At 59.4% G+C, this 18248-nt stretch carries 16 protein-coding genes and 5 tRNA genes; 5 read left to right on the forward strand and 16 right to left on the reverse strand.

From position 1 onward, the window contains the following. Nucleotides 1–3: 3 nt before the first annotated feature. The 7 genes from AB7M23_RS22765 to gltX all read right to left on the reverse strand — a co-directional run bounded on the left by AB7M23_RS22765 (nt 4) and on the right by gltX (nt 3772). Complete coding sequence (locus AB7M23_RS22765; protein WP_454242095.1) at nt 4–837, reverse strand: alpha/beta hydrolase; 834 nt, start codon at nt 835–837, stop codon at nt 4–6. A gap of 21 nt (nt 838–858) precedes the next feature. Next, a complete protein-coding gene (locus tag AB7M23_RS22770; RefSeq protein WP_330523453.1) occupies nt 859–1398 on the reverse strand; it encodes a TetR/AcrR family transcriptional regulator in 540 nt (179 codons plus the stop codon). Nucleotides 1399–1563: 165 nt separating this feature from the next. Further along, a tRNA-Glu gene (locus AB7M23_RS22775) sits at nt 1564–1639 on the reverse strand. 44 nt (nt 1640–1683) lie between these two features. Beyond that, nucleotides 1684–1759: transfer RNA gene (locus AB7M23_RS22780), tRNA-Ala, on the reverse strand. Between the two features lie 53 nt (nt 1760–1812). Next, nucleotides 1813–1888, reverse strand: a tRNA-Glu gene (locus tag AB7M23_RS22785). A gap of 75 nt (nt 1889–1963) precedes the next feature. Beyond that, nucleotides 1964–2039 (reverse strand) — tRNA-Ala (locus tag AB7M23_RS22790). A gap of 251 nt (nt 2040–2290) precedes the next feature. Beyond that, nucleotides 2291–3772, reverse strand: a complete 1482-nt coding sequence (gene gltX, locus AB7M23_RS22795) for a glutamate--tRNA ligase (RefSeq protein WP_102053701.1) — start codon at nt 3770–3772, stop codon at nt 2291–2293. Nucleotides 3773–3916: 144 nt separating this feature from the next. On the opposite strand from gltX, the gene AB7M23_RS22800 reads away from it, so the two are divergent. Next, on the forward strand, nt 3917–4972 hold the full coding sequence (locus AB7M23_RS22800; RefSeq protein WP_454242096.1) for an HlyD family secretion protein: 1056 nt from the start codon (nt 3917–3919) through the stop codon (nt 4970–4972). Further along, nucleotides 4962–6512 (forward strand): MDR family MFS transporter, encoded by a 1551-nt coding sequence (locus tag AB7M23_RS22805; protein ID WP_065761487.1) that lies wholly within the window; start codon nt 4962–4964, stop codon nt 6510–6512. The genes AB7M23_RS22800 and AB7M23_RS22805 overlap by 11 nt, the downstream gene beginning before the upstream one ends. Before the next feature lie 9 nt (nt 6513–6521). On the opposite strand, the gene uvrB is transcribed toward AB7M23_RS22805, so the two are convergent. Beyond that, on the reverse strand, nt 6522–8537 hold the full coding sequence (gene uvrB / locus AB7M23_RS22810; RefSeq protein ID WP_099775452.1) for an excinuclease ABC subunit UvrB: 2016 nt from the start codon (nt 8535–8537) through the stop codon (nt 6522–6524). Nucleotides 8538–8830: 293 nt separating this feature from the next. Between uvrB and AB7M23_RS22815 the strand changes: the two genes are divergently transcribed. After that, entirely contained in the window at nt 8831–10027 is a 1197-nt protein-coding gene (locus tag AB7M23_RS22815; RefSeq protein WP_065761485.1) for an amino acid aminotransferase, read from the forward strand. Between the two features lie 72 nt (nt 10028–10099). Further along, nucleotides 10100–10175 (forward strand) — tRNA-Asn (locus tag AB7M23_RS22820). A gap of 87 nt (nt 10176–10262) precedes the next feature. Here AB7M23_RS22820 and AB7M23_RS22825 read toward each other — a convergent pair. The 4 genes from AB7M23_RS22825 to AB7M23_RS22840 form a co-directional block, all read right to left on the reverse strand. Continuing rightward, on the reverse strand, nt 10263–10823 hold the full coding sequence (locus AB7M23_RS22825) for a DUF1285 domain-containing protein (protein ID WP_330523455.1): 561 nt from the start codon (nt 10821–10823) through the stop codon (nt 10263–10265). A gap of 10 nt (nt 10824–10833) precedes the next feature. Next, a complete protein-coding gene (locus AB7M23_RS22830) occupies nt 10834–11436 on the reverse strand; it encodes a DUF4823 domain-containing protein (protein WP_065761483.1) in 603 nt (200 codons plus the stop codon). Nucleotides 11437–11516: 80 nt separating this feature from the next. Then, on the reverse strand, nt 11517–12485 hold the full coding sequence (locus tag AB7M23_RS22835) for a GTP 3',8-cyclase MoaA (RefSeq protein WP_330523456.1): 969 nt from the start codon (nt 12483–12485) through the stop codon (nt 11517–11519). 126 nt (nt 12486–12611) lie between these two features. Then, entirely contained in the window at nt 12612–13250 is a 639-nt protein-coding gene (locus AB7M23_RS22840) for a TetR/AcrR family transcriptional regulator (RefSeq protein ID WP_065761482.1), read from the reverse strand. Nucleotides 13251–13322: 72 nt separating this feature from the next. On the opposite strand from AB7M23_RS22840, the gene AB7M23_RS22845 reads away from it, so the two are divergent. Continuing rightward, a complete protein-coding gene (locus tag AB7M23_RS22845) occupies nt 13323–14456 on the forward strand; it encodes an aminotransferase class V-fold PLP-dependent enzyme (protein ID WP_065761481.1) in 1134 nt (377 codons plus the stop codon). A 219-nt stretch (nt 14457–14675) separates the two neighbouring features. On the opposite strand, the gene AB7M23_RS22850 is transcribed toward AB7M23_RS22845, so the two are convergent. From AB7M23_RS22850 to mltG, 4 genes are read right to left on the reverse strand one after another with little or no spacing between them, the layout of a single operon-like run. Continuing rightward, entirely contained in the window at nt 14676–15464 is a 789-nt protein-coding gene (locus tag AB7M23_RS22850) for a TatD family hydrolase (protein ID WP_065761318.1), read from the reverse strand. 36 nt (nt 15465–15500) lie between these two features. Beyond that, entirely contained in the window at nt 15501–16487 is a 987-nt protein-coding gene (locus AB7M23_RS22855; protein WP_065761317.1) for a DNA polymerase III subunit delta', read from the reverse strand. After that, nucleotides 16480–17112, reverse strand: coding sequence for a dTMP kinase (gene tmk / locus AB7M23_RS22860; RefSeq protein ID WP_065761316.1), 633 nt, complete (start codon nt 17110–17112; stop codon nt 16480–16482). Before tmk ends, AB7M23_RS22855 begins: the two co-directional genes overlap by 8 nt. Before the next feature lie 9 nt (nt 17113–17121). Continuing rightward, nucleotides 17122–18246 carry an endolytic transglycosylase MltG gene (gene mltG / locus AB7M23_RS22865; protein WP_065761315.1) on the reverse strand — a complete coding sequence of 375 codons (1125 nt, stop codon included), beginning with the start codon at nt 18244–18246 and terminating at the stop codon, nt 17122–17124. Nucleotides 18247–18248: the final 2 nt, after the last annotated feature.

Here is an 18248-nt window from a genome sequence, read left to right on the forward strand (position 1 = left end):
TGCTCAGGCCGATTGGCGCGCCGCCAAGGTAATGCGCTCAAGCAATGCCAATACCGCCTCGATGAACAGAGGTGCGGACAACACCCGTTGATGCCCACCCTCAGGCAACAGCAACAAGCGACTGTCAAACCAGGCGTCATGAATGACCTGTGCTTCACTGGGCGAAATCCGCTCGTCGTTCTGCGCATGCACGATCAACCCGGGCAGCTCGAGCTGATAACCGTTAACGTCAAGCCGTGACACCTGCACACCGACATCCCGCTCAACCTGCCGAATGAACGCGGCTCGCGCCCGCGACGGCATGCCCAGATGCTGGGCAAAACCACGCAGCACCTCAAGCAGACGCGCCGGGGCTGCCACACTCACCGCGGCGTCAGCGCGCAAGCCCAACTGCAATGCCAGCAGCACGCTGGCACCGCCCATCGAGTGCCCGATCACCGCACGCAACGGTGGCAGTTCGGCGGCAGCTTCCAACAAAGCGCGGGCGAACAGCACCACATGCGCCTGCTGCCCTGGGGAATGGCCATGGGCCGGCCCATCCAGCGCCACCACCGTATACCCGGCCGCCACCAGCGCCTGGATCAAATGCGCGAACTGAGTGGGCCTGCCTTCCCAGCCGTGCATCAACAGTACCGCTGGCCCCTGCCCCCAACGCAGCGCTGAAAGCCCGAACCGCAGGGTTATCCGCTCGGCACTGGCCAGCAACGGCAACTCCCAGGCCTTGGGCGGCAGGTTGCGCGGGCTCATGAAAGCCTGACGCATCGTGCTCGCCACACGCTCAGGCATTAGCCGGCCAAGGGTACCGTTCACACCACGAATCCAGCTCAAACGGCTCATCGCTTTGCTCCTGTTACACGATCAGATCACCGCCGACTTGGCGGCACGCAGGACACGGTCAGACAGCTCATCGGTACCAAGCGCACGCGCCAATGCCAGCCCGCCCACCATCAAGGCCAGATCAGCCAGGACCTTGTCGGCGTCCTCAGGACGATCGGCCAGTTGAACCATCATCAGCTCGATGTGCTCGGCCAGGACCTGACGGAAGCTGTCGGGCAAGCGCGTCATTTCGCTCAAGGAAGTGGGTAGAGGGCATGCATGCTCGGTCGCATCTCGGTGCTTACGCGACAGGTAGAATGCCGCCACCAGGGCCCGACGGCCCTCACCATCAAGTGCCGGATCGACCTGTGCCAGCAAGGATCGACGCTCGCCCAACAACTGGCGAAAGGCCTCGAGCATCAACGAATCCTTGCTTTCGAAATGAGCATAAAAACCACCGACGGTAAGCCCAGCCGCCCCCATCACCTGGTTGACGCTAGGCTCTACCGGACCGTGCTGAATCAACGCACTGCAAGCGGCGTCGAGAATCCGATCGCGGGTCTTGGCCTTCTTGTCGTTCATGGCACACCTCAAAATATTATGATCGAAATATTATCTACATAATATTTTTTGGCAAGCAAAAAAGCCCGCCGCTCATCGCGCCAGGCTTAAAACTTTTTTCGGAACAAAAACAAAAGGCTCATTCAATAATCGAATGAGCCTTGAAATCCCGCAAAGCGGGTAAATTGGCGTCCCCTAGGGGACTCGAACCCCTGTTACCGCCGTGAAAGGGCGGTGTCCTAGGCCACTAGACGAAGGGGACATGTAACCTTCGTGCAGATCCGTTTTCACGAATCCTGGCAAAATTGGTGGAGCTAAGCGGGATCGAACCGCTGACCTCCTGCATGCCATGCAGGCGCTCTCCCAGCTGAGCTATAGCCCCAGATTTTTCGCCTCGCGGCGCAGCGACCTCTTACGACATCGCTTGTGTAAAACTGGCGTCCCCTAGGGGACTCGAACCCCTGTTACCGCCGTGAAAGGGCGGTGTCCTAGGCCACTAGACGAAGGGGACGCAACCCTTCTACCAATCGATCAGACTTCATCCTGATCGTATTCGCAGTTAAACAACAACTGCGAACCTGGAAATTGGTGGAGCTAAGCGGGATCGAACCGCTGACCTCCTGCATGCCATGCAGGCGCTCTCCCAGCTGAGCTATAGCCCCACAAGTCGCTTTGAACTGAATCGCTTGGCTGGGTGCTTCGCGCTTCGTTTCGTTCATCGCTGTGGACGGGGCGCATATTAAGATCGGATCAAAGACCTGTCAAATAAATTTTCAACAAAATCCAAAGTTTTTTTCCGAGATAACAAACACTTACCGCCCTCACCGGGAAAACACCCGGTAATTCAGGGGTGTACGCCCCCCGTGAGGCCGGGGTTGCCGGCGCCACAGGGGCGTTATGCAAGGCAGCACGCTTACGCGATGGACGCGAACAGCTTCTCCCACTCCTTGTTTTCTTTCTTCGACACACCACCCAGCAGGTCCAGCGCCTGGCGCAAGCGGTAGCGGGTCAGGTCCGGGCCAAGGATTTCCATGGCGTCGAGCACCGAGACCGAACTGGCCTGACCGGTAATCGCGGCAAACATCAGCGGCATGGCATCGCGCAGCTTAAGCGACAACGCCTCGACCACGGACTGAATGCAGCCGGTGATGCGATCCTTTTCCCACTGACGCAGGCTTTCCAGTTTCCACAGGATCAACTGCATCAGTTGACGAACCTGATCAGCGGACAGTTTCTTGTGCTCGAACAGCGTCGCATCGAGCTTCAGGCCACCTTCAAAGAAGAACCCGCCCAGTGGCGCGATCTGGCTGAAGGTTTCCACCCTGCCCTGCACGTGCGGTGCGATCTTCATCATGTAATCGCTGTTGAAGGCCCACTGCTGAACGCGAGCAGCAAACTCCTCGACCGGCAGATCGCGCAACCACTGACCGTTGAGCCAGGACAGTTTCTCGATATCGAAGATCGGCCCACCCAGGGAAACCCGCGACAGATCGAAATGCTCGACCATCTCGGCCAGGGAGAACTTCTCACGCTCGTCCGGCATCGACCAGCCCATGCGCCCCAGATAGTTGAGCATGGCCTCGGGCATGAAGCCCATACGCTCGTAGAACGTCACCGAAGTCGGGTTCTTGCGCTTGGACAGCTTGCTCTTGTCCGGGTTACGCAGCAGCGGCATGTAGCACAGCACCGGCTGCTCCCAGCCGAAGTACTCGTAGAGCTTGATCAGCTTCGGTGCCGAGGGCAGCCATTCTTCACCGCGCAAGACGTGGGTGATGCCCATCAGGTGGTCATCGACGACGTTGGCCAGGAAGTAGGTCGGCAGGCCATCGGTCTTCATCAAGACCTGCATGTCCATACGGTCCCACGGGATTTCAACGTCGCCACGGAGCATATCCGGCACCACGCAGACACCTTCGGTCGGTACCTTCATGCGGATAACGTGAGGCTCGCCCGCGGCCAGACGGCGCTGTACTTCCTCAGGCGAGAGCAGCAAGGCGCGACCGTCATAACGCGGCGTCTCGCCACGCGCGATCTGCTCGGCACGCATCTGGTCCAGTTCTTCGGCGGTACAGAAGCACGGGAAGGCGTGCCCCATGTCGACCAGCTGTTGAGCGTACTGCTTGTAGATATCGCCACGCTCACTCTGCCGGTAAGGGCCGTGCGGGCCACCGACGTCCGGCCCCTCGCTCCACTCGATACCGAGCCAGCGCAGGGCGTCGAAGATCTGCTGCTCGGACTCACGGGTCGATCGCAGTTGGTCGGTATCTTCGATACGCAGGATGAACTCACCGCCGTGCTGCTTGGCAAAGCAGTAGTTGAACAGGGCGATGTAAGCGGTGCCGACATGGGGATCGCCAGTCGGCGATGGCGCGATTCGCGTGCGAACGGTGGTCATTGAGAGTCTCGAACAAGAGATGAAACAAAGGCTGGATGTTAACAGGGAGCAGGCACTCGGCTCCAGCAATGGGCGCGATCGTCACTTGTGCCAGCGGATCCAAACGCTGTTAAATCTGCTTACATTTTTAGAACGATCGTACCCATGCCTGCCCAACTCAAACGTCGCCTGCTGATTTTCTTCACGCTGGCCCTGCTTGTCGCCCTCGCCTTCCTGGCGCATTGGTACTTCAAGGGACGCTTCTACGAAACCACCGACAACGCCTATGTTCAAGGTGAAATCACGCGTATTTCCAGCCAACTTGGCGCACGTATCGACGAGGTACTGGTCGAGGACAACCAACGCGTGGAGAAAGGCCAGGTACTGGTTCGCCTGGAACGTGACGACTTCGACCTGGCGGTGGAACACGCTCGCGCCAACCTCGCGACACGAGAGGCCGAGCGCTTGCAAGCCGAAAGCCGCCTGACCCAACAAGCCAGCCTGATCGCCGCAGGGCAAGCACAGGTTGCCGCCAACGAAGCCACGCTCGGGCGCACCCAATTGGACCTCAATCGGGCAGAAGCACTGCGTAAACCCGGTTTTGTCTCGGAGGAGCGCGTGACTACGCTGTCAGCGGAAAGCCATGTCGCACGTTCCCAGGTGAGCAAGGCCCAGGCTGACCTGCAGGGCCAGCGCCAACAGGTCAACGCCCTCAGTGCCGAGATCAAACGCCTCGACGCACAGATCGCCAGTGCCCGCGCCGAGCTGGCCCAGGCCGAACTGAACCTGACGCGCAGCGAAATCCATGCGCCGATCAGCGGCTTTATCGGGCAACGTGCCGCGCGCAATGGCCAATATGTGCAGGCCGGCGCCTACCTGCTGTCGATCGTTCCAGACCAGGACATCTGGGTTCAGGCCAACTTCAAGGAAACCCAGATCGGCAAGATGCAACCCGGCCAGCGCGCCGAACTGCGCTTCGACAGCTACCCGGATACGCCGATCGAGGCCCGGATCGACAGTCTGTTCGCAGCCTCTGGCGCCCAGTTCAGCCTGCTGCCACCGGACAACGCCACCGGCAACTTCACCAAGGTGGTTCAGCGCATTCCAGTGAAACTGACCTTCGCCCCAGACAACGCACTGCACGGCAAGATTCGGCCGGGCATGTCTGTCACTGCCACAGTCGACCTGCGCAGCACCGGCAACCCTGACAATGGCCGGTGACGCCTTGATCCGCCCCATCGGCGAACCCAGCCGACGGGACTGGATTGCCGTCATGAGCGCGATGCTTGGCGCGTTCATGGCGGTGCTGGACATCCAGATCACCAACGCCTCGCTCCAGGATATCCAGGGGGCGCTGTCAGCGACCCTGGAAGAAGGCTCCTGGATTTCCACCTCGTATCTGGTCGCGGAAATCATCATGATTCCGCTCACCGCGTGGCTGGTACAACTGCTTTCGGCTCGACGCCTGGCGACCTGGGTATCGCTGGGCTTTCTGGGGTCATCCTTGCTGTGTTCGATGGCCTGGAACCTGGAAAGCATGATCATCTTTCGTGCAATGCAGGGCTTCACCGGCGGCGCACTTATCCCGCTGGCCTTCAGCCTCACCCTGATCAAGCTACCGGAACACCACCGCGCCAAGGGCATGGCCATGTTTGCCATGACCGCCACCTTCGCGCCCTCCATCGGCCCGACACTGGGCGGCTGGCTGACCGAAAACTGGGGCTGGGAATACATCTTCTATATCAACATCCCGCCCGGGTTGCTGATGATTGCCGGCATGCTCTATGGCCTGGAGAAAAAGGCGTCGCACTGGGAGCTGCTGAAAAGCACCGACTACGCAGGCATCGTCAGCCTCGGTATAGGCCTGGGCTGCCTGCAGGTCTTCCTGGAGGAAGGTCACCGCAAAGACTGGCTCGAATCGAGCCTGATCGTCAGCCTGCTCAGCATCGCCACCTTCAGCCTGATTAGCTTTGTCATTCTGCAGTTTTCCAAACCCAACCCGCTGATCAACCTGCGCATCCTTGGCAACCGTAATTTTGGCCTGTGCAGTATTGCCAGCCTCGGCATGGGCTTTGGCTTGTATGGCTCGGTCTACCTGCTGCCGCTGTACCTGGCGCAAATTCAGCACTACAACGCCCTGCAGATCGGTGAAGTCATCATGTGGATGGGCATACCCCAGCTGTTTCTGATTCCGCTGGTTCCACAATTGATGAAAGTGATTTCGCCAAAAATCCTCTGTACCCTGGGCTTTGCCCTGTTCGGCATCGCCAGCTTCAGCTCCGGGGTACTGAACCCGGACTTTGCCGGCAGTCAGTTCAACCAGATCCAGATCATCCGCGCCCTCGGCCAACCGATGATCATGGTGACCATTTCGCTGATTGCTACCGCTTACATCCTGCCCCAGGACGCGGGCTCGGCATCGAGCCTGTTCAATATCCTGCGCAACCTTGGGGGTGCCATCGGCATTGCCCTGCTGGCAACCTTGCTGGACGCCCGCACCAAGGTCTACTTCGACTATTTGCGCGAATCACTGGTGCCCAGCAATCCGCAGGTTGCCGAACGCCTGGGGTTGCTCGCGGAGAAGCTGGGCAGTGAAACCGCAGCATTGGGCAAGCTCAGCGAGATCACCCATCAGCAGGCGCAAATCATGGCCTACAACGATGCGTTCCACTGGGTTGGGCTCGGGTTGGCAATCAGCATGCTGGCGGTCCTGCTGACACGTAAACTGCCAGCAGGACTCAAGGCCGGGGAAGCACACTGACCTGTGCGGTCAGACCGTCAACAAGCGCTCACGCAAGGCCGCGATCTCGTCCCGCAATTGGGCCGCGGCCTCGAATTCCAGGTCTCGGGCCAACTGGTACATTTTCTCTTCCAGCTGCTTGATGCGCTTGGTGATCTCGGCCGGTGAACGCAGTTCAGCTTCGTAACGCGCACTGTCTTCTGCCGCCTTGGCCATGCCTTTGCGTTTCTTGCTGCGCGAACCGGGGACAGTGGCCCCTTCCATGATATCGGTGATGTCCTTGACCACGCCCTTGGGCACGATGCCATTGGCCAGGTTAAAGGCCACCTGCTTCTCCCGACGGCGCTCGGTTTCATCGATGGCGCGCTGCATCGAACCGGTCATACGGTCGGCATAGAGAATCGCCCGGCCATTGAGGTTCCGCGCAGCCCGGCCAATGGTCTGAATCAGCGAGCGCTCCGAACGCAGGAAACCTTCCTTGTCGGCATCGAGAATGGCCACCAGCGACACTTCCGGCATATCCAGGCCTTCGCGCAACAGGTTGATGCCTACCAGCACATCGAAGGTTCCAAGGCGCAGGTCGCGGATAATCTCGACCCGCTCGACCGTGTCGATGTCCGAGTGCAGGTAACGCACCCGAACATCATGATCAGCAAGGTAGTCGGTCAGGTCTTCAGCCATGCGCTTGGTCAGGGTGGTCACCAGCACGCGCTCCTCGACCGCGACACGCTTGCGGATCTCCGAAAGCAGATCGTCCACCTGCGTGGTTGCCGGACGTATCTCGACCTGCGGATCGACCAGCCCTGTCGGCCGCACCACCTGCTCGACCACCCGCCCCGCATGCTCGGCCTCGTAAGGCCCCGGGGTTGCCGAGACAAAAATGGTCTGGGGGCTGACGCTCTCCCATTCATCGAAACGCATCGGTCGGTTATCCAGCGCCGACGGCAAGCGAAAACCGTACTCGACCAGGGTTTCCTTGCGCGAACGGTCGCCTTTGTACATCGCACCAACCTGAGGAACACTGACGTGGGATTCGTCGATGACCAGCAAGGCGTCATCGGGCAGGTAGTCGTACAAGGTCGGCGGCGGCGCACCGGCAGGACGTCCCGAGAGGTAGCGCGAGTAGTTTTCGATACCGTTGCAGTAGCCCAGCTCGAGGATCATCTCCAGGTCGAAACGGGTACGCTGCTCAAGACGCTGCGCCTCGACCAGCTTGTTCGCCTTGTGCAGGTACTCCAGACGCTCCTTGAGCTCCTCCTTGATGCCCTCCACTGCCTCCAGCAGGGTTTCACGCGGAGTGACGTAGTGACTCTTCGGGTAAAAGGTGAAGCGCGGCAGCTTGCGAATCACTTCGCCGGTCAAGGGATCAAACGCGGCAATGTTCTCCACTTCGTCATCGAACAACTCGATGCGGATGGCCTCCAGGTCCGATTCGGCCGGAAACACATCGATCACATCGCCACGCACGCGAAAGGTGGCACGGGCAAAATCCATTTCATTGCGGGTGTACTGCAGGTCGGCCAGACGACGCAGCAAGGCACGCTGGTCGAGCTTGTCGCCACGGTCCACATGCAGCACCATTTTCAGGTAGGTCTCCGGGCTGCCCAGACCGTAGATGCAGGACACGGTGGTCACGATGATCGCGTCGCGTCGCTCCAGCAACGCCTTGGTCGCCGACAGGCGCATCTGCTCGATATGGTCGTTGATCGACGCATCTTTCTCGATGAAGGTGTCAGACGACGGTACATAGGCCTCAGGCTGGTAGTAGTCGTAGTACGAAACGAAGTACTCCACGGCGTTGTTCGGGAAAAACGCCTTGAATTCGCCGTACAACTGCGCCGCAAGGGTCTTGTTCGGCGCCAGTACCAATGTTGGCCGCTGAACCTGGGCGATGACGTTGGCAATGCTGAACGTCTTGCCAGAGCCGGTCACACCGAGCAGGGTCTGATGTGCAAGCCCGGCCTCGATACCTTCGACCATCAGGCGGATGGCTTCTGGCTGATCACCAGCTGGCTGGAAACGGGTGACGAGTTGAAACTCGGACATGACAAACCCCTGAAATGTACGGATACAGGCAACTGTATTTATAGACAGTATTTATACCGAATGAAGGGCACCTGACGCCAGTTTCAACCTGACATGCGGTGCTTTTCCTGCATTCAACCCGGTAAATCGACTAACGGTAAAAAAATAATCGGCCAAACAGCAGGAAAAGCTGCGTCAGGCTGTCGCCGTGACCGATGGGTATCACTATACTGACTCCCCGTTTATGCACCGCTCTAGTGCATCCGACTGGAGCGTGCGACCTCTTTCACCCTCCATTCAGAGCCAAGGTAATAATGAGCCTGTTTTCCGCTGTCGAGCTGGCACCACGCGATCCCATTCTGGGCCTCAACGAAGCATTCAACGCCGATACCCGCACCAACAAGGTCAACTTGGGTGTAGGGGTCTACTGCAACGAAGAGGGGCGCATTCCACTGCTGCGCGCGGTCATCGAAGCCGAAACCCAACGCGCAGCCCTGCACGCCTCCCGCGGCTACCTGCCAATCGACGGCATTGTTGCCTACGATCAGGCGGTACAGAAGCTGCTGTTCGGTGCCGAGTCGCCACTGCTGGCCGCTGGCCGCGTGATCACCACCCAGGCCGTCGGTGGTACCGGCGCACTGAAGATTGGTGCCGACTTCCTCAAGCAACTGTCGCCAAACGCTGTGGTCGCCATCAGTGACCCAAGCTGGGAAAACCACCGCGCGCTGTTTGAAGCCGCTGGTTTCCCGGTACAGAACTACCGTTACTACGATGCCGCCACCAATGACGTAAACCGCGCCGGCATGCTGGAAGACCTGAACGCCCTGCCGTCGGGTTCCATCATCGTCCTGCACGCTTGCTGCCACAACCCGACTGGCGTCGACCTGAGCCCAGAAGACTGGAAAAACGTCCTGGAGGTCATCAAGGCCAAAGGTCACGTGCCATTCCTCGACATGGCCTACCAGGGCTTTGGCGACGGCATCACCGAAGACGCCGCTGCTGTGCGCCTGTTCGCTGAGTCGGGCCTGAGCTTCTTCGTTTCCAGCTCGTTCTCCAAGTCGTTCTCGCTGTACGGTGAGCGCGTTGGCGCACTGTCCATCGTGACCGAGTCGAAGGAAGAAAGCGCACGGGTACTGTCGCAGGTCAAACGCGTTATTCGCACCAACTACTCCAACCCACCGACTCACGGTGCGAGCATCGTCGCCGCCGTGCTCAACAGCCCGGAACTGCGTGCCATGTGGGAAGCCGAGCTGGGTGAAATGCGCCAGCGCATCCACGGCATGCGCAAGCAGATGGTCGAACTGCTGGCCGAGTACGGCGCCAAGCGCGACTTCAGCTTCGTCGGTCGCCAGCGCGGGATGTTCTCCTACTCTGGCCTGACAGTTGAACAGGTTGCCCGCCTGAAGAGCGAATTCGGTATCTATGCCCTGGATACCGGCCGCATTTGCGTCGCCACGCTGAACCAGAGCAACATTCACGTGGTGACCAAGGCAATCGTCGAGGTGCTGTAAGCTGTTTTTTGCCAAGGGGAAGTTAGCAAAAGCTTGACTTCCCCTTAGCAATCAGTAAGATATGCCACAGATTCCGCGATAGCTCAGTCGGTAGAGCAAATGACTGTTAATCATTGGGTCCCTGGTTCGAGTCCAGGTCGCGGAGCCAAACATATGAAAAACCTCCAGTTGCGCAAGCACTGGAGGTTTTTTCGTTTCAGCACACTGACAATCCATGTGCTGAACGACCGCGCTATCAGGCTCGACCGATCGGGAAGAAACGCCCCCCACTCCACACACCCAGCCAGTCTTCCTCATCAATCCGCCGATGCACCGCCAGCTCCACCAACTGGTAGAACACATTGCGGTGGATAAGCGCTTCAAGGTTGCTGCGCATGTGTACGTAGGGCGAAGGCTCCTGCGTTAGCGGGTCAATTTCAAAACGCAATGGGTGCTCAGCACCGGCATCAACCTGTTCGTCAACGTTGCTGGTAAAGCGCAGCAGTTGCTGCTCGCCACTCCCCTGCACCTCCAGGCTGATAGCAACGAAAGGCGCATCGTCAACCTTGATACCTACCTTCTCTACCGGCGTAATCAGGAAGTAGTCATCGCCATCTCGACGGATGATGGTCGAGAACAACCGAACCATCGGCTTGCGACCGATCGGGGTACCCATGTAGTACCAGGTGCCATCACGGGCGATACGCATGTCGATATCGCCACAGAAGTCCGGATTCCACAGATGCACCGGTGGCAGCCCCTTTTCTGTTTTGGGGATCTGCGCCAATAAATCGTTAGCCTTGCCGGTACCGTCCATCATCCCTTCCTCAAAGACTCATGCCCAACAGGCTGCGAGCGTAGTCTTCCAGCGGCTGGGCAAGCAAATCTTCCGGTTTATTGTCGTGGAACGTCAGCAAACCGCCACGACTCTTGATCCGAGCCGTATCGATCAAGTAGCGGGTATTGGTTTCGATCAACATCAACTGAATCACACCGGTGTCGATCCCCAGGCGATCGACCGCCTGCTGGTCATACCATTCGTCGCCATTGCCAATACGGTCATCAGCCTTGGCAAAGCGTGCATACAGCAGGTAATGCGCACCCACTGACCGCGCCTCATTCAACGCGTCTTCCAGCCCCAACGGCCCCTGAGCACGACGCACCATCGGGAAGTACTCAATGAAACCCTTGAACGCCTCTTCAGCCACAACGTTAGGGCGCGGGTAAGCGCCGCCAGGCGGTACGAACGCCCCCTGACCGATATAGATAAACGAGTCGGGTTGCAGCCGCAATGACATCGAGCGCCGAGTCTCACTGTGATCGAGCAAGCCGGCATCGCTCAAATGGTAACGGGCACCCTCGCCCATATCGCTGACATTCATGCAGCCGCTCAGCGCCGTCAGCGCCAGCAGCACAACCAGGCTACGCATCTTTCCTCCAATGGCCGGCGACGGAAAACCGGCGAATAGTCGGCAGATGCAGATTTTGCGCCAGCTCCAGAAGGACCAGGTTAACCGCCGATGATTTTCATCACCGTTGCACCACCGGAGAAGGCCACCGGCTGCTTGTCAGCCAATGCCTTGACCAGCAAGCCCTGCAACGCGGGAAGTGCCTGGTGGCGCGGCTTGTCCAGAAGATCACCGACATAGTGACGATTGCTGGAAGAGAGGCAGCCATGCAACCAGCCTGTAGACGACAACCGCAAACGCGAGCAGGTACGACAAAACGGCACGCTTTCATTGGCAATCACACCAAAGAAGCCCTGATCGGGAATGCAGTAGCGCAAGGCGGTCGCATCGACCGGCGCATCGGCCTGCAAGTACTCGTAGCGCTCACCAATTACCTGCAGCAACTGCTGCAGGCCAACAAACTGCTGCAAGAAAGCATTGCTGTCGCGCGCCAGATGCCCCATGCGCATCAACTCGATGAAGCGAAGCTCATAGCCGTGCTCCAGGCAGTAATCCAGCAGCGGTAGCACCTGATCAAGGTTCTGCCCGTTCAGCGGCACCATATTGACCTTGATCTTCATTCCAGCGGCACTGGCTTGACGCATGCCGTCGAGCACAGTGGCCAGGTCACCGCCACGCGCAATGCTGCGAAAGGCTTCGGCATTCAGGGTATCGAGGGAGACGTTAAGCCGAGCAATTCCGGCCTCTATCAGCAACGGCAGCTTGCGCGCCAGCAATTGGCCGTTGGTGGTCAGGCTGATTTCATCCAGGCCGAAACCGGCAACGGCCTTGAGAAAGGCTTCAAGTTTCGGGCTGACCAGCGGTTCCCCGCCCGTGATGCGCAGGCGCTCGATACCGGCTGCCTCGATCAGGTAGGCAACACCACGCGCCATTGCCTCAGCCGACAGCTCATCCTGAGCCGCGACCAGCCGCTTGCCGTCCGGCACACAGTAGGTGCAGGCGTAGTTGCAGGCGGCAGTAAGGCTGACACGCAAATTGCGAAAGCGTCTGCCTTGATGATCGACGATCATGATGACTCCGGCACGAATGAAGTTGGCTTGCAAAACCTGACTCAAAAATCAGGTATTTGCAAGCCTCATCCTCGAGTATATTCCCGAGTGACTCACGCCAGTAGCACTAAAGCTCTGCCGAGCGGCTCAGTTACCGGAGGCTTCGGGGTCACGCTTGCGCTTGTTGCCCATGCGCACACCGATATCCATCAGGAACTGGAAAAAACCTTCCTGATCTTCCAGCACATTGCTCCAGAACGGCGAGTGATAGAGCGCTACGGCACCATGCACCAACGCCCAGGCGGCACAGTAATGGAAGTATGGCGGGACATCCTCAAGCTTGCCTTCACTGATGCGCCCTTTGATCAACAGGGTCAGACGGTCGAAGTTGGATGCGCGGATCTTGTGTAGCTCCTCGACCATCTCCGGCACCTGATTGCCCTTGACCACCTTTTCTTCCAGGCGGTCGAACAACCGGTAGCGCTGCGGATCACGCATCCGGAATTCGAAATAGGCACGCGACAGGGCTTCCTTATCGCGGTCGACGTCGGCAGAGTGCAGCAATTGGTTCAAATCGCGCTCATAGTCGAGCATCAGGCGCAGGTAGATCTCCGCCTTGGACTTGAAGTGCTTGTAGATCGTGCCTTTGCCGATACCGACAGCATCAGCGATCATCTCGACGGTGACACTGTCTTCACCCTGTTCGAGAAACAGCTTGAGCGCGGTGTCGAGAATCTCTTGCTCACGGCGACGAAACTCACGGACCTTACGAGGTTCTTTCTGCATAAGAAGGACTGGATCAAAATCGAAGCCAGGTATTATGCCTAACTTGCGCCAAAATGCACGGATCATCCAACCATGTCTATGTTTCATGATGAGTTCCCACACGCTGACGGCCTCCGCTATCTGAACCATGCCGCCGTCGCCCCTTGGCCAAAACGCGCGAGCGAGGCGGTCTCACGCTTCGCCAACGAGAACGTTTTGATCGGCGCCCGCGACTATCCAGACTGGATGGCCATGGAGCAGAGACTTCGCGAACGGCTGAAACGCCTGACGAACGCACCGTCGACGGATGATATCGCGCTGGTCAAAAACACCTCGGAAGCACTGTCGTTCGTCGCCTTCGGCCTCGACTGGCAGGCTGGCGATCAAATCGTCATCAGCGATGAGGAGTTCCCTTCCAATCGGGTGGTCTGGGAGGCGCTGGCCAACCAAGGCGTGAAGGTTCGACAAGTCAGTCTCAAAGGCCACGACCCGGAAGGCGACCTGCTGGAGGCCTGTGATGCGCGCACGCGGCTACTGGCAATCAGTGCCGTGCAGTTCGCCAGCGGGCTTCGCCTGGACCTTACGCGCCTGGGGCGCGGCTGCCGCGAGCGCAACGTGCTGTTCTGCATCGATGCCATTCAGCAACTGGGCGCCCTGCCCTTTGATGTCCAGGCCTATGACTGCGACTTTGCCATGGCTGACGGCCACAAGTGGATGCTCGGCCCGGAGGGGCTCGGGGTGTTCTACTGCCGCGCCGAAATTCGGCCACAGCTGGAGCTCAGCGAGTATGGCTGGCATATGCTTGAGCACATGGGTGACTACAACCGCACCACCTGGGAGCCGGCGCGCAGCGCACGGCGCTTTGAATGTGGCAGCCCGAACATGCTCGGTGCTGTGGCCCTGGAGGCCAGCCTGTCGTTGCTGGAAGAAGTGGGCATGGAGCGCGTGGCCAGCGCCATCGAAGAACGCGTGCAATGGCTGAGCAATGGGCTTGCCGCCATCCCCGGCGTGCGCCTGCACAGCCCACTGGAGCCCTCCCGCCGCGCCGGGATTGTTTCGTTCAGCATCGATGGCCAGGAACATGCGCAGGTGTACCAGTCACTCAAAGCCGAACAGGTCGTCTGCATACCGCGAGGACCGGGTATACGCTTTTCCCCACATTTTTACACAGATAAGCGCGTGATCGACGAAACACTGGCCTTGGTACGCCGGCTTGCAGAGCAATGAGTGCTCAACAACCCCACGCGTATTCCAAATTTGTTTAAAAATCGACCAACCTGCAGTGGAATAGCGCCAATCCTGACCAATACTTGAACTGTTAGCGCGGCATACCCCCCCCAAGTGTCGCGCTGATAAAGGTGCGAAAGGATTGAGTACCTTTGTTTTACTCCTAATGGTCTTAACCCGGATTCACCCCCCAGAACCCGGGTTTTTTTTGCCTGCGATTCAGTGCTTGGCGACACGCGCCAATGGAAACAGGCGCTTGAAGTTAGCTGTAGTCTGCTCGGCAAGCCGCTCGTAGGTTTCCCCACGCAGCATGGCAACGAACTCCGCCACTTCCCGCACATACTGCGGCAGGTTTGGCTTGCCGCGGTATGGAATCGGCGCAAGGTACGGCGAGTCGGTTTCCACCAGCAGGCGATCGACCGGCACCTGGCGTGCGACATCGCGCAAGGCATCCGCATTACGGAAGGTGACGATGCCGGAAAGGGAAATGTAGAAACCCAGGTCCAACGCAGCCTTGGCCATGTCCCAGTCCTCGGTAAAGCAATGCAGCACGCCAGCCTGCGGCAATGCAGCTTCACGCAGCAGTGCCAGGGTATCGGCGCGCGCCGCACGGGTATGCACGATCACCGGCTTGCCGGTGATACGCGCGGCATCCAGGTGCAGGCGAAAAGAGTCCTGCTGCAGCTCGGCAGCTTCAGGCTCGTAGTGATAATCCAGGCCGGTCTCACCGATCGCCACGACATGGGGGTGATTCAGCTCCTGCAGCAACCAGTCCAGGGCCGGCTCGGCACCGGGTGCCAGGTCTAGTGGGTGAACCCCTACCGAACAGTCGACATCACCGTAGCGCTCAGTGACTGCCTTCACCGCTGCAGCATTCTCCGCACTGACGCCAATGCACAGAAAGTGCCCAACCCCCCTCGCCCTGGCAGCATCCAGGGCAGCATCCAGAGAGCCCTGGCAGGCGGTAAGGTCGAGACGGTCGAGGTGGCAATGGGAATCTACAAGCATGAGGTCTTTACACAGAAGTAATTGAAAAATCGGCGCTCAGCGCTGAGCCGTAAGCATCGCCCATGAGGCCAGCAAGGACTCGAGCAGCAACACGCGGTTAAGGTTGGCTTTGGCCAGCACCTTCTGGCGCTGGGCAAGAATCCAGTCCTGAATTTCCAGCACCTTGCTCTGGCTGCTTTTTTGCGCAAGGTACTGCACCACCTTGCGCATGTCAGCGAGGCCAAGCCCCTCCTCATCCTGAGTCAACTGGTAGCGCAGGACCAGGTTGGACCAGTCGCAAAACCAGTCGAACAGCAACAACAGCGGCACCGCGCTCCAGGCCTCGGCAAGCTGGCTGGGCGACGACTGTTGCTTGAGCAACTTCTTCACCCCGTCGACCACCAGCGCACGCTGCTCGCGCACGCCCTGTGCCTGCAAGCTGACAGCCGCAAGCGGCGAGCCCGCAGCCAAGGTCAACAACTCCAGGCGCTCTTGCTCGTCACTGTCGGGCAACGCCTTGCCGAGCCAGGCCAGGCTCTGCTCGAAACCCGGCAATGGGCAAGCTTGCTGCAGGCAGCGGCTCTTGATGGTCGGCAGCAGCCGGCTGGGCTGGTGGCTCACCAACAACAACACGGTATCGCCGGACGGCTCCTCAAGGCTCTTGAGCAGGGCGTTGGCCGCATTGATGTTCATCGCTTCTACCGGCTCGATCAGCACCACCTTGCGACCACCCAACTGGGCAGTCTGGACGATGAACGACACCAGGTCACGCACCTGATCGACCTTGATCGGCTTGTCGGTATCTTCCGGCTCCAGGACATAGTTGTCCGGATGGCTGCCAGCCGCCAGCAACAGGCATGACTTGCACTCACCGCAGGCCTGCAGCCCCTTGGGACGCTGGCACAACAGCAAGGCCATCAGGCGCTCGGCCAACGCCCGCTTGCCGATGCCCTGAGGACCGTGCAGCAGGTAGGCATGAGCATGCTGCGTACGCCCTGCCAACTGTTGCCACAGCGCGTCCTGCCAAGGGTAGGCCTCAGCCACGGCAACGCTCCAGGATTTCAGGCAGCAAGGCATCAATGGCACGCTGCACCTGCTCCAGCGGCAAGGCGGCATCGATCAGGCGATAACGCGCAGGCGTGGCCTCGGCACGCGCCAGATAAGCCTGACGCACAGCCTCGAAAAACGCCTGCCCCTCCTGCTCGAAGCGGTCGAGACGGCCACGCGCGGCAGCGCGCGCCAGGCCAACCTCCACCGGCAGATCGAACACCAGGGTCAGGTCAGGGCGCAACTCACCCTGAACGAACTGCTCAAGCGTGGCAATGCGCTCTAGCGACAAGCCGCGACCGCCACCCTGATAAGCGTAGGTCGCATCCGTGAAGCGATCACAAAGCACGACGGTGCCCCGTGCCAATGCCGGGCGGATCACTTCGGCCAGGTGCTGGGCACGCGCAGCGAAGACCAACAACAGCTCGGTATCGGGGTGCATCAGCTCTTCACTGGGCGCCAGCAACAGCTCGCGAATACGCTCCGCCAGCGGCGTGCCACCCGGCTCCCGGGTCAGCAGCACGTCCACGCCCTGGCTGCGCAGGTGCTCGGCCAGGTACTCGCGGTTGGTGCTCTTGCCCGCACCTTCAGGGCCTTCCAGGGTAATAAACAAGCCGCTCACAGGCAGTCCTTAATTTTGATCAGTACGGGAGGACTCATCGACCGCTGTCGAAGACTCGCTCGGTTCGACGACCATGTCATCGGGTGTCGACTGTTGGGCTTGCGGTGCCGGGCTCGAGCGATAATCGGCGCGACGCTTGAGCTGATACTCACGCACCGCCGAATTGTGCGCGTCCAGGTCATCGGAGAAGACATGACTGCCATCGCCACGCGCCACGAAGTACAGGCTGCTGCCAGGCAATGGGTTCAACGCCGCATGAATCGCCTCACGCCCCACCATGGCAATTGGCGTCGGCGGCAAGCCCGCATTCACATAGGTGTTGTAAGGGGTCGGCTCGCGCAGGTCAGCACGGGTGATCTTGCCGTTGTAGCGCTCGCCCATGCCATAAATCACCGTTGGGTCCGTCTGCAGCAACATGCCGATTTGCATGCGTCGCACAAATACACCCGCGATCTGGGCACGCTCCTGAGGAACGCCGGTTTCCTTTTCCACCAGCGAAGCCATGATCAGCGCCTGATAAGGATCGCGATAAGGGGTTTCAGGGGCACGGGCATTCCACTCCTGAGCCAGCACCTCTTCCAGGCGCGCATACGCTTGCTGGAGGAACTCGACATCGGTCATGCCGCGCACAAAGCGGTAGGTATCCGGGAAAAAGCGCCCCTCCGGAAACACACCAGCGTGCCCGAGCTTTTCCATGACCTCGCTGTCGCTCAGACCGTTAAGCGTCTGTTCGATTTTTTCGTGCTTGGCCAAAGCGGCGCGCACCTGACGGAAGTTCCAGCCTTCAACCAGCGTCAGGTTGTACTGCACCACCTCACCGCGACGCCACAGCTCGAAAAGCTCGCGCACGCTCATGCCTGGGCTGAGACGATACTCGCCTGTGTGCAGCGGCACACCGACCATATTGAAACGCCAGTACAGGCGTAACCAGAAAGCATCCTTGAGCAAGCCATCCGTTTGCATACGGTAGAACATGCGATTGGGCGTCGTACCGGTCGGCACATCGAGCAACTGCTCCTGGGACACATGCAGCGGCTGCTGAAGGGCCGAGTTCAACTTCCAGGCGGAGTACCCCAACAGCAGGCCACCCAGGATCAGGCCGATCTCCAGCAGTACCAAGAATTTACGTCTCACAA

Source organism: Pseudomonas sp. HLS-6 TE3448, assembly GCF_053629555.1.

Coding starts and splice junctions, on each gene's coding strand:
- AB7M23_RS22765 (WP_454242095.1), bottom strand. CDS start 837: ATGAGCCGTTTGAGCTGGATTCGTGGTGTGAACGGTACCCTTGGCCGG.
- AB7M23_RS22825 (WP_330523455.1), bottom strand. CDS start 10,823: ATGGACGGTACCGGCAAGGCTAACGATTTATTGGCGCAGATCCCCAAA.
- AB7M23_RS22805 (WP_065761487.1), top strand. CDS start 4,962: ATGGCCGGTGACGCCTTGATCCGCCCCATCGGCGAACCCAGCCGACGG.
- AB7M23_RS22850 (WP_065761318.1), bottom strand. CDS start 15,464: ATGCTTGTAGATTCCCATTGCCACCTCGACCGTCTCGACCTTACCGCC.
- gltX (WP_102053701.1), bottom strand. CDS start 3,772: ATGACCACCGTTCGCACGCGAATCGCGCCATCGCCGACTGGCGATCCC.
- AB7M23_RS22830 (WP_065761483.1), bottom strand. CDS start 11,436: ATGCGTAGCCTGGTTGTGCTGCTGGCGCTGACGGCGCTGAGCGGCTGC.
- uvrB (WP_099775452.1), bottom strand. CDS start 8,537: ATGTCCGAGTTTCAACTCGTCACCCGTTTCCAGCCAGCTGGTGATCAG.
- AB7M23_RS22815 (WP_065761485.1), top strand. CDS start 8,831: ATGAGCCTGTTTTCCGCTGTCGAGCTGGCACCACGCGATCCCATTCTG.
- AB7M23_RS22770 (WP_330523453.1), bottom strand. CDS start 1,398: ATGAACGACAAGAAGGCCAAGACCCGCGATCGGATTCTCGACGCCGCT.
- AB7M23_RS22845 (WP_065761481.1), top strand. CDS start 13,323: ATGTCTATGTTTCATGATGAGTTCCCACACGCTGACGGCCTCCGCTAT.
- AB7M23_RS22835 (WP_330523456.1), bottom strand. CDS start 12,485: ATGATCGTCGATCATCAAGGCAGACGCTTTCGCAATTTGCGTGTCAGC.
- AB7M23_RS22800 (WP_454242096.1), top strand. CDS start 3,917: ATGCCTGCCCAACTCAAACGTCGCCTGCTGATTTTCTTCACGCTGGCC.
- AB7M23_RS22840 (WP_065761482.1), bottom strand. CDS start 13,250: ATGCAGAAAGAACCTCGTAAGGTCCGTGAGTTTCGTCGCCGTGAGCAA.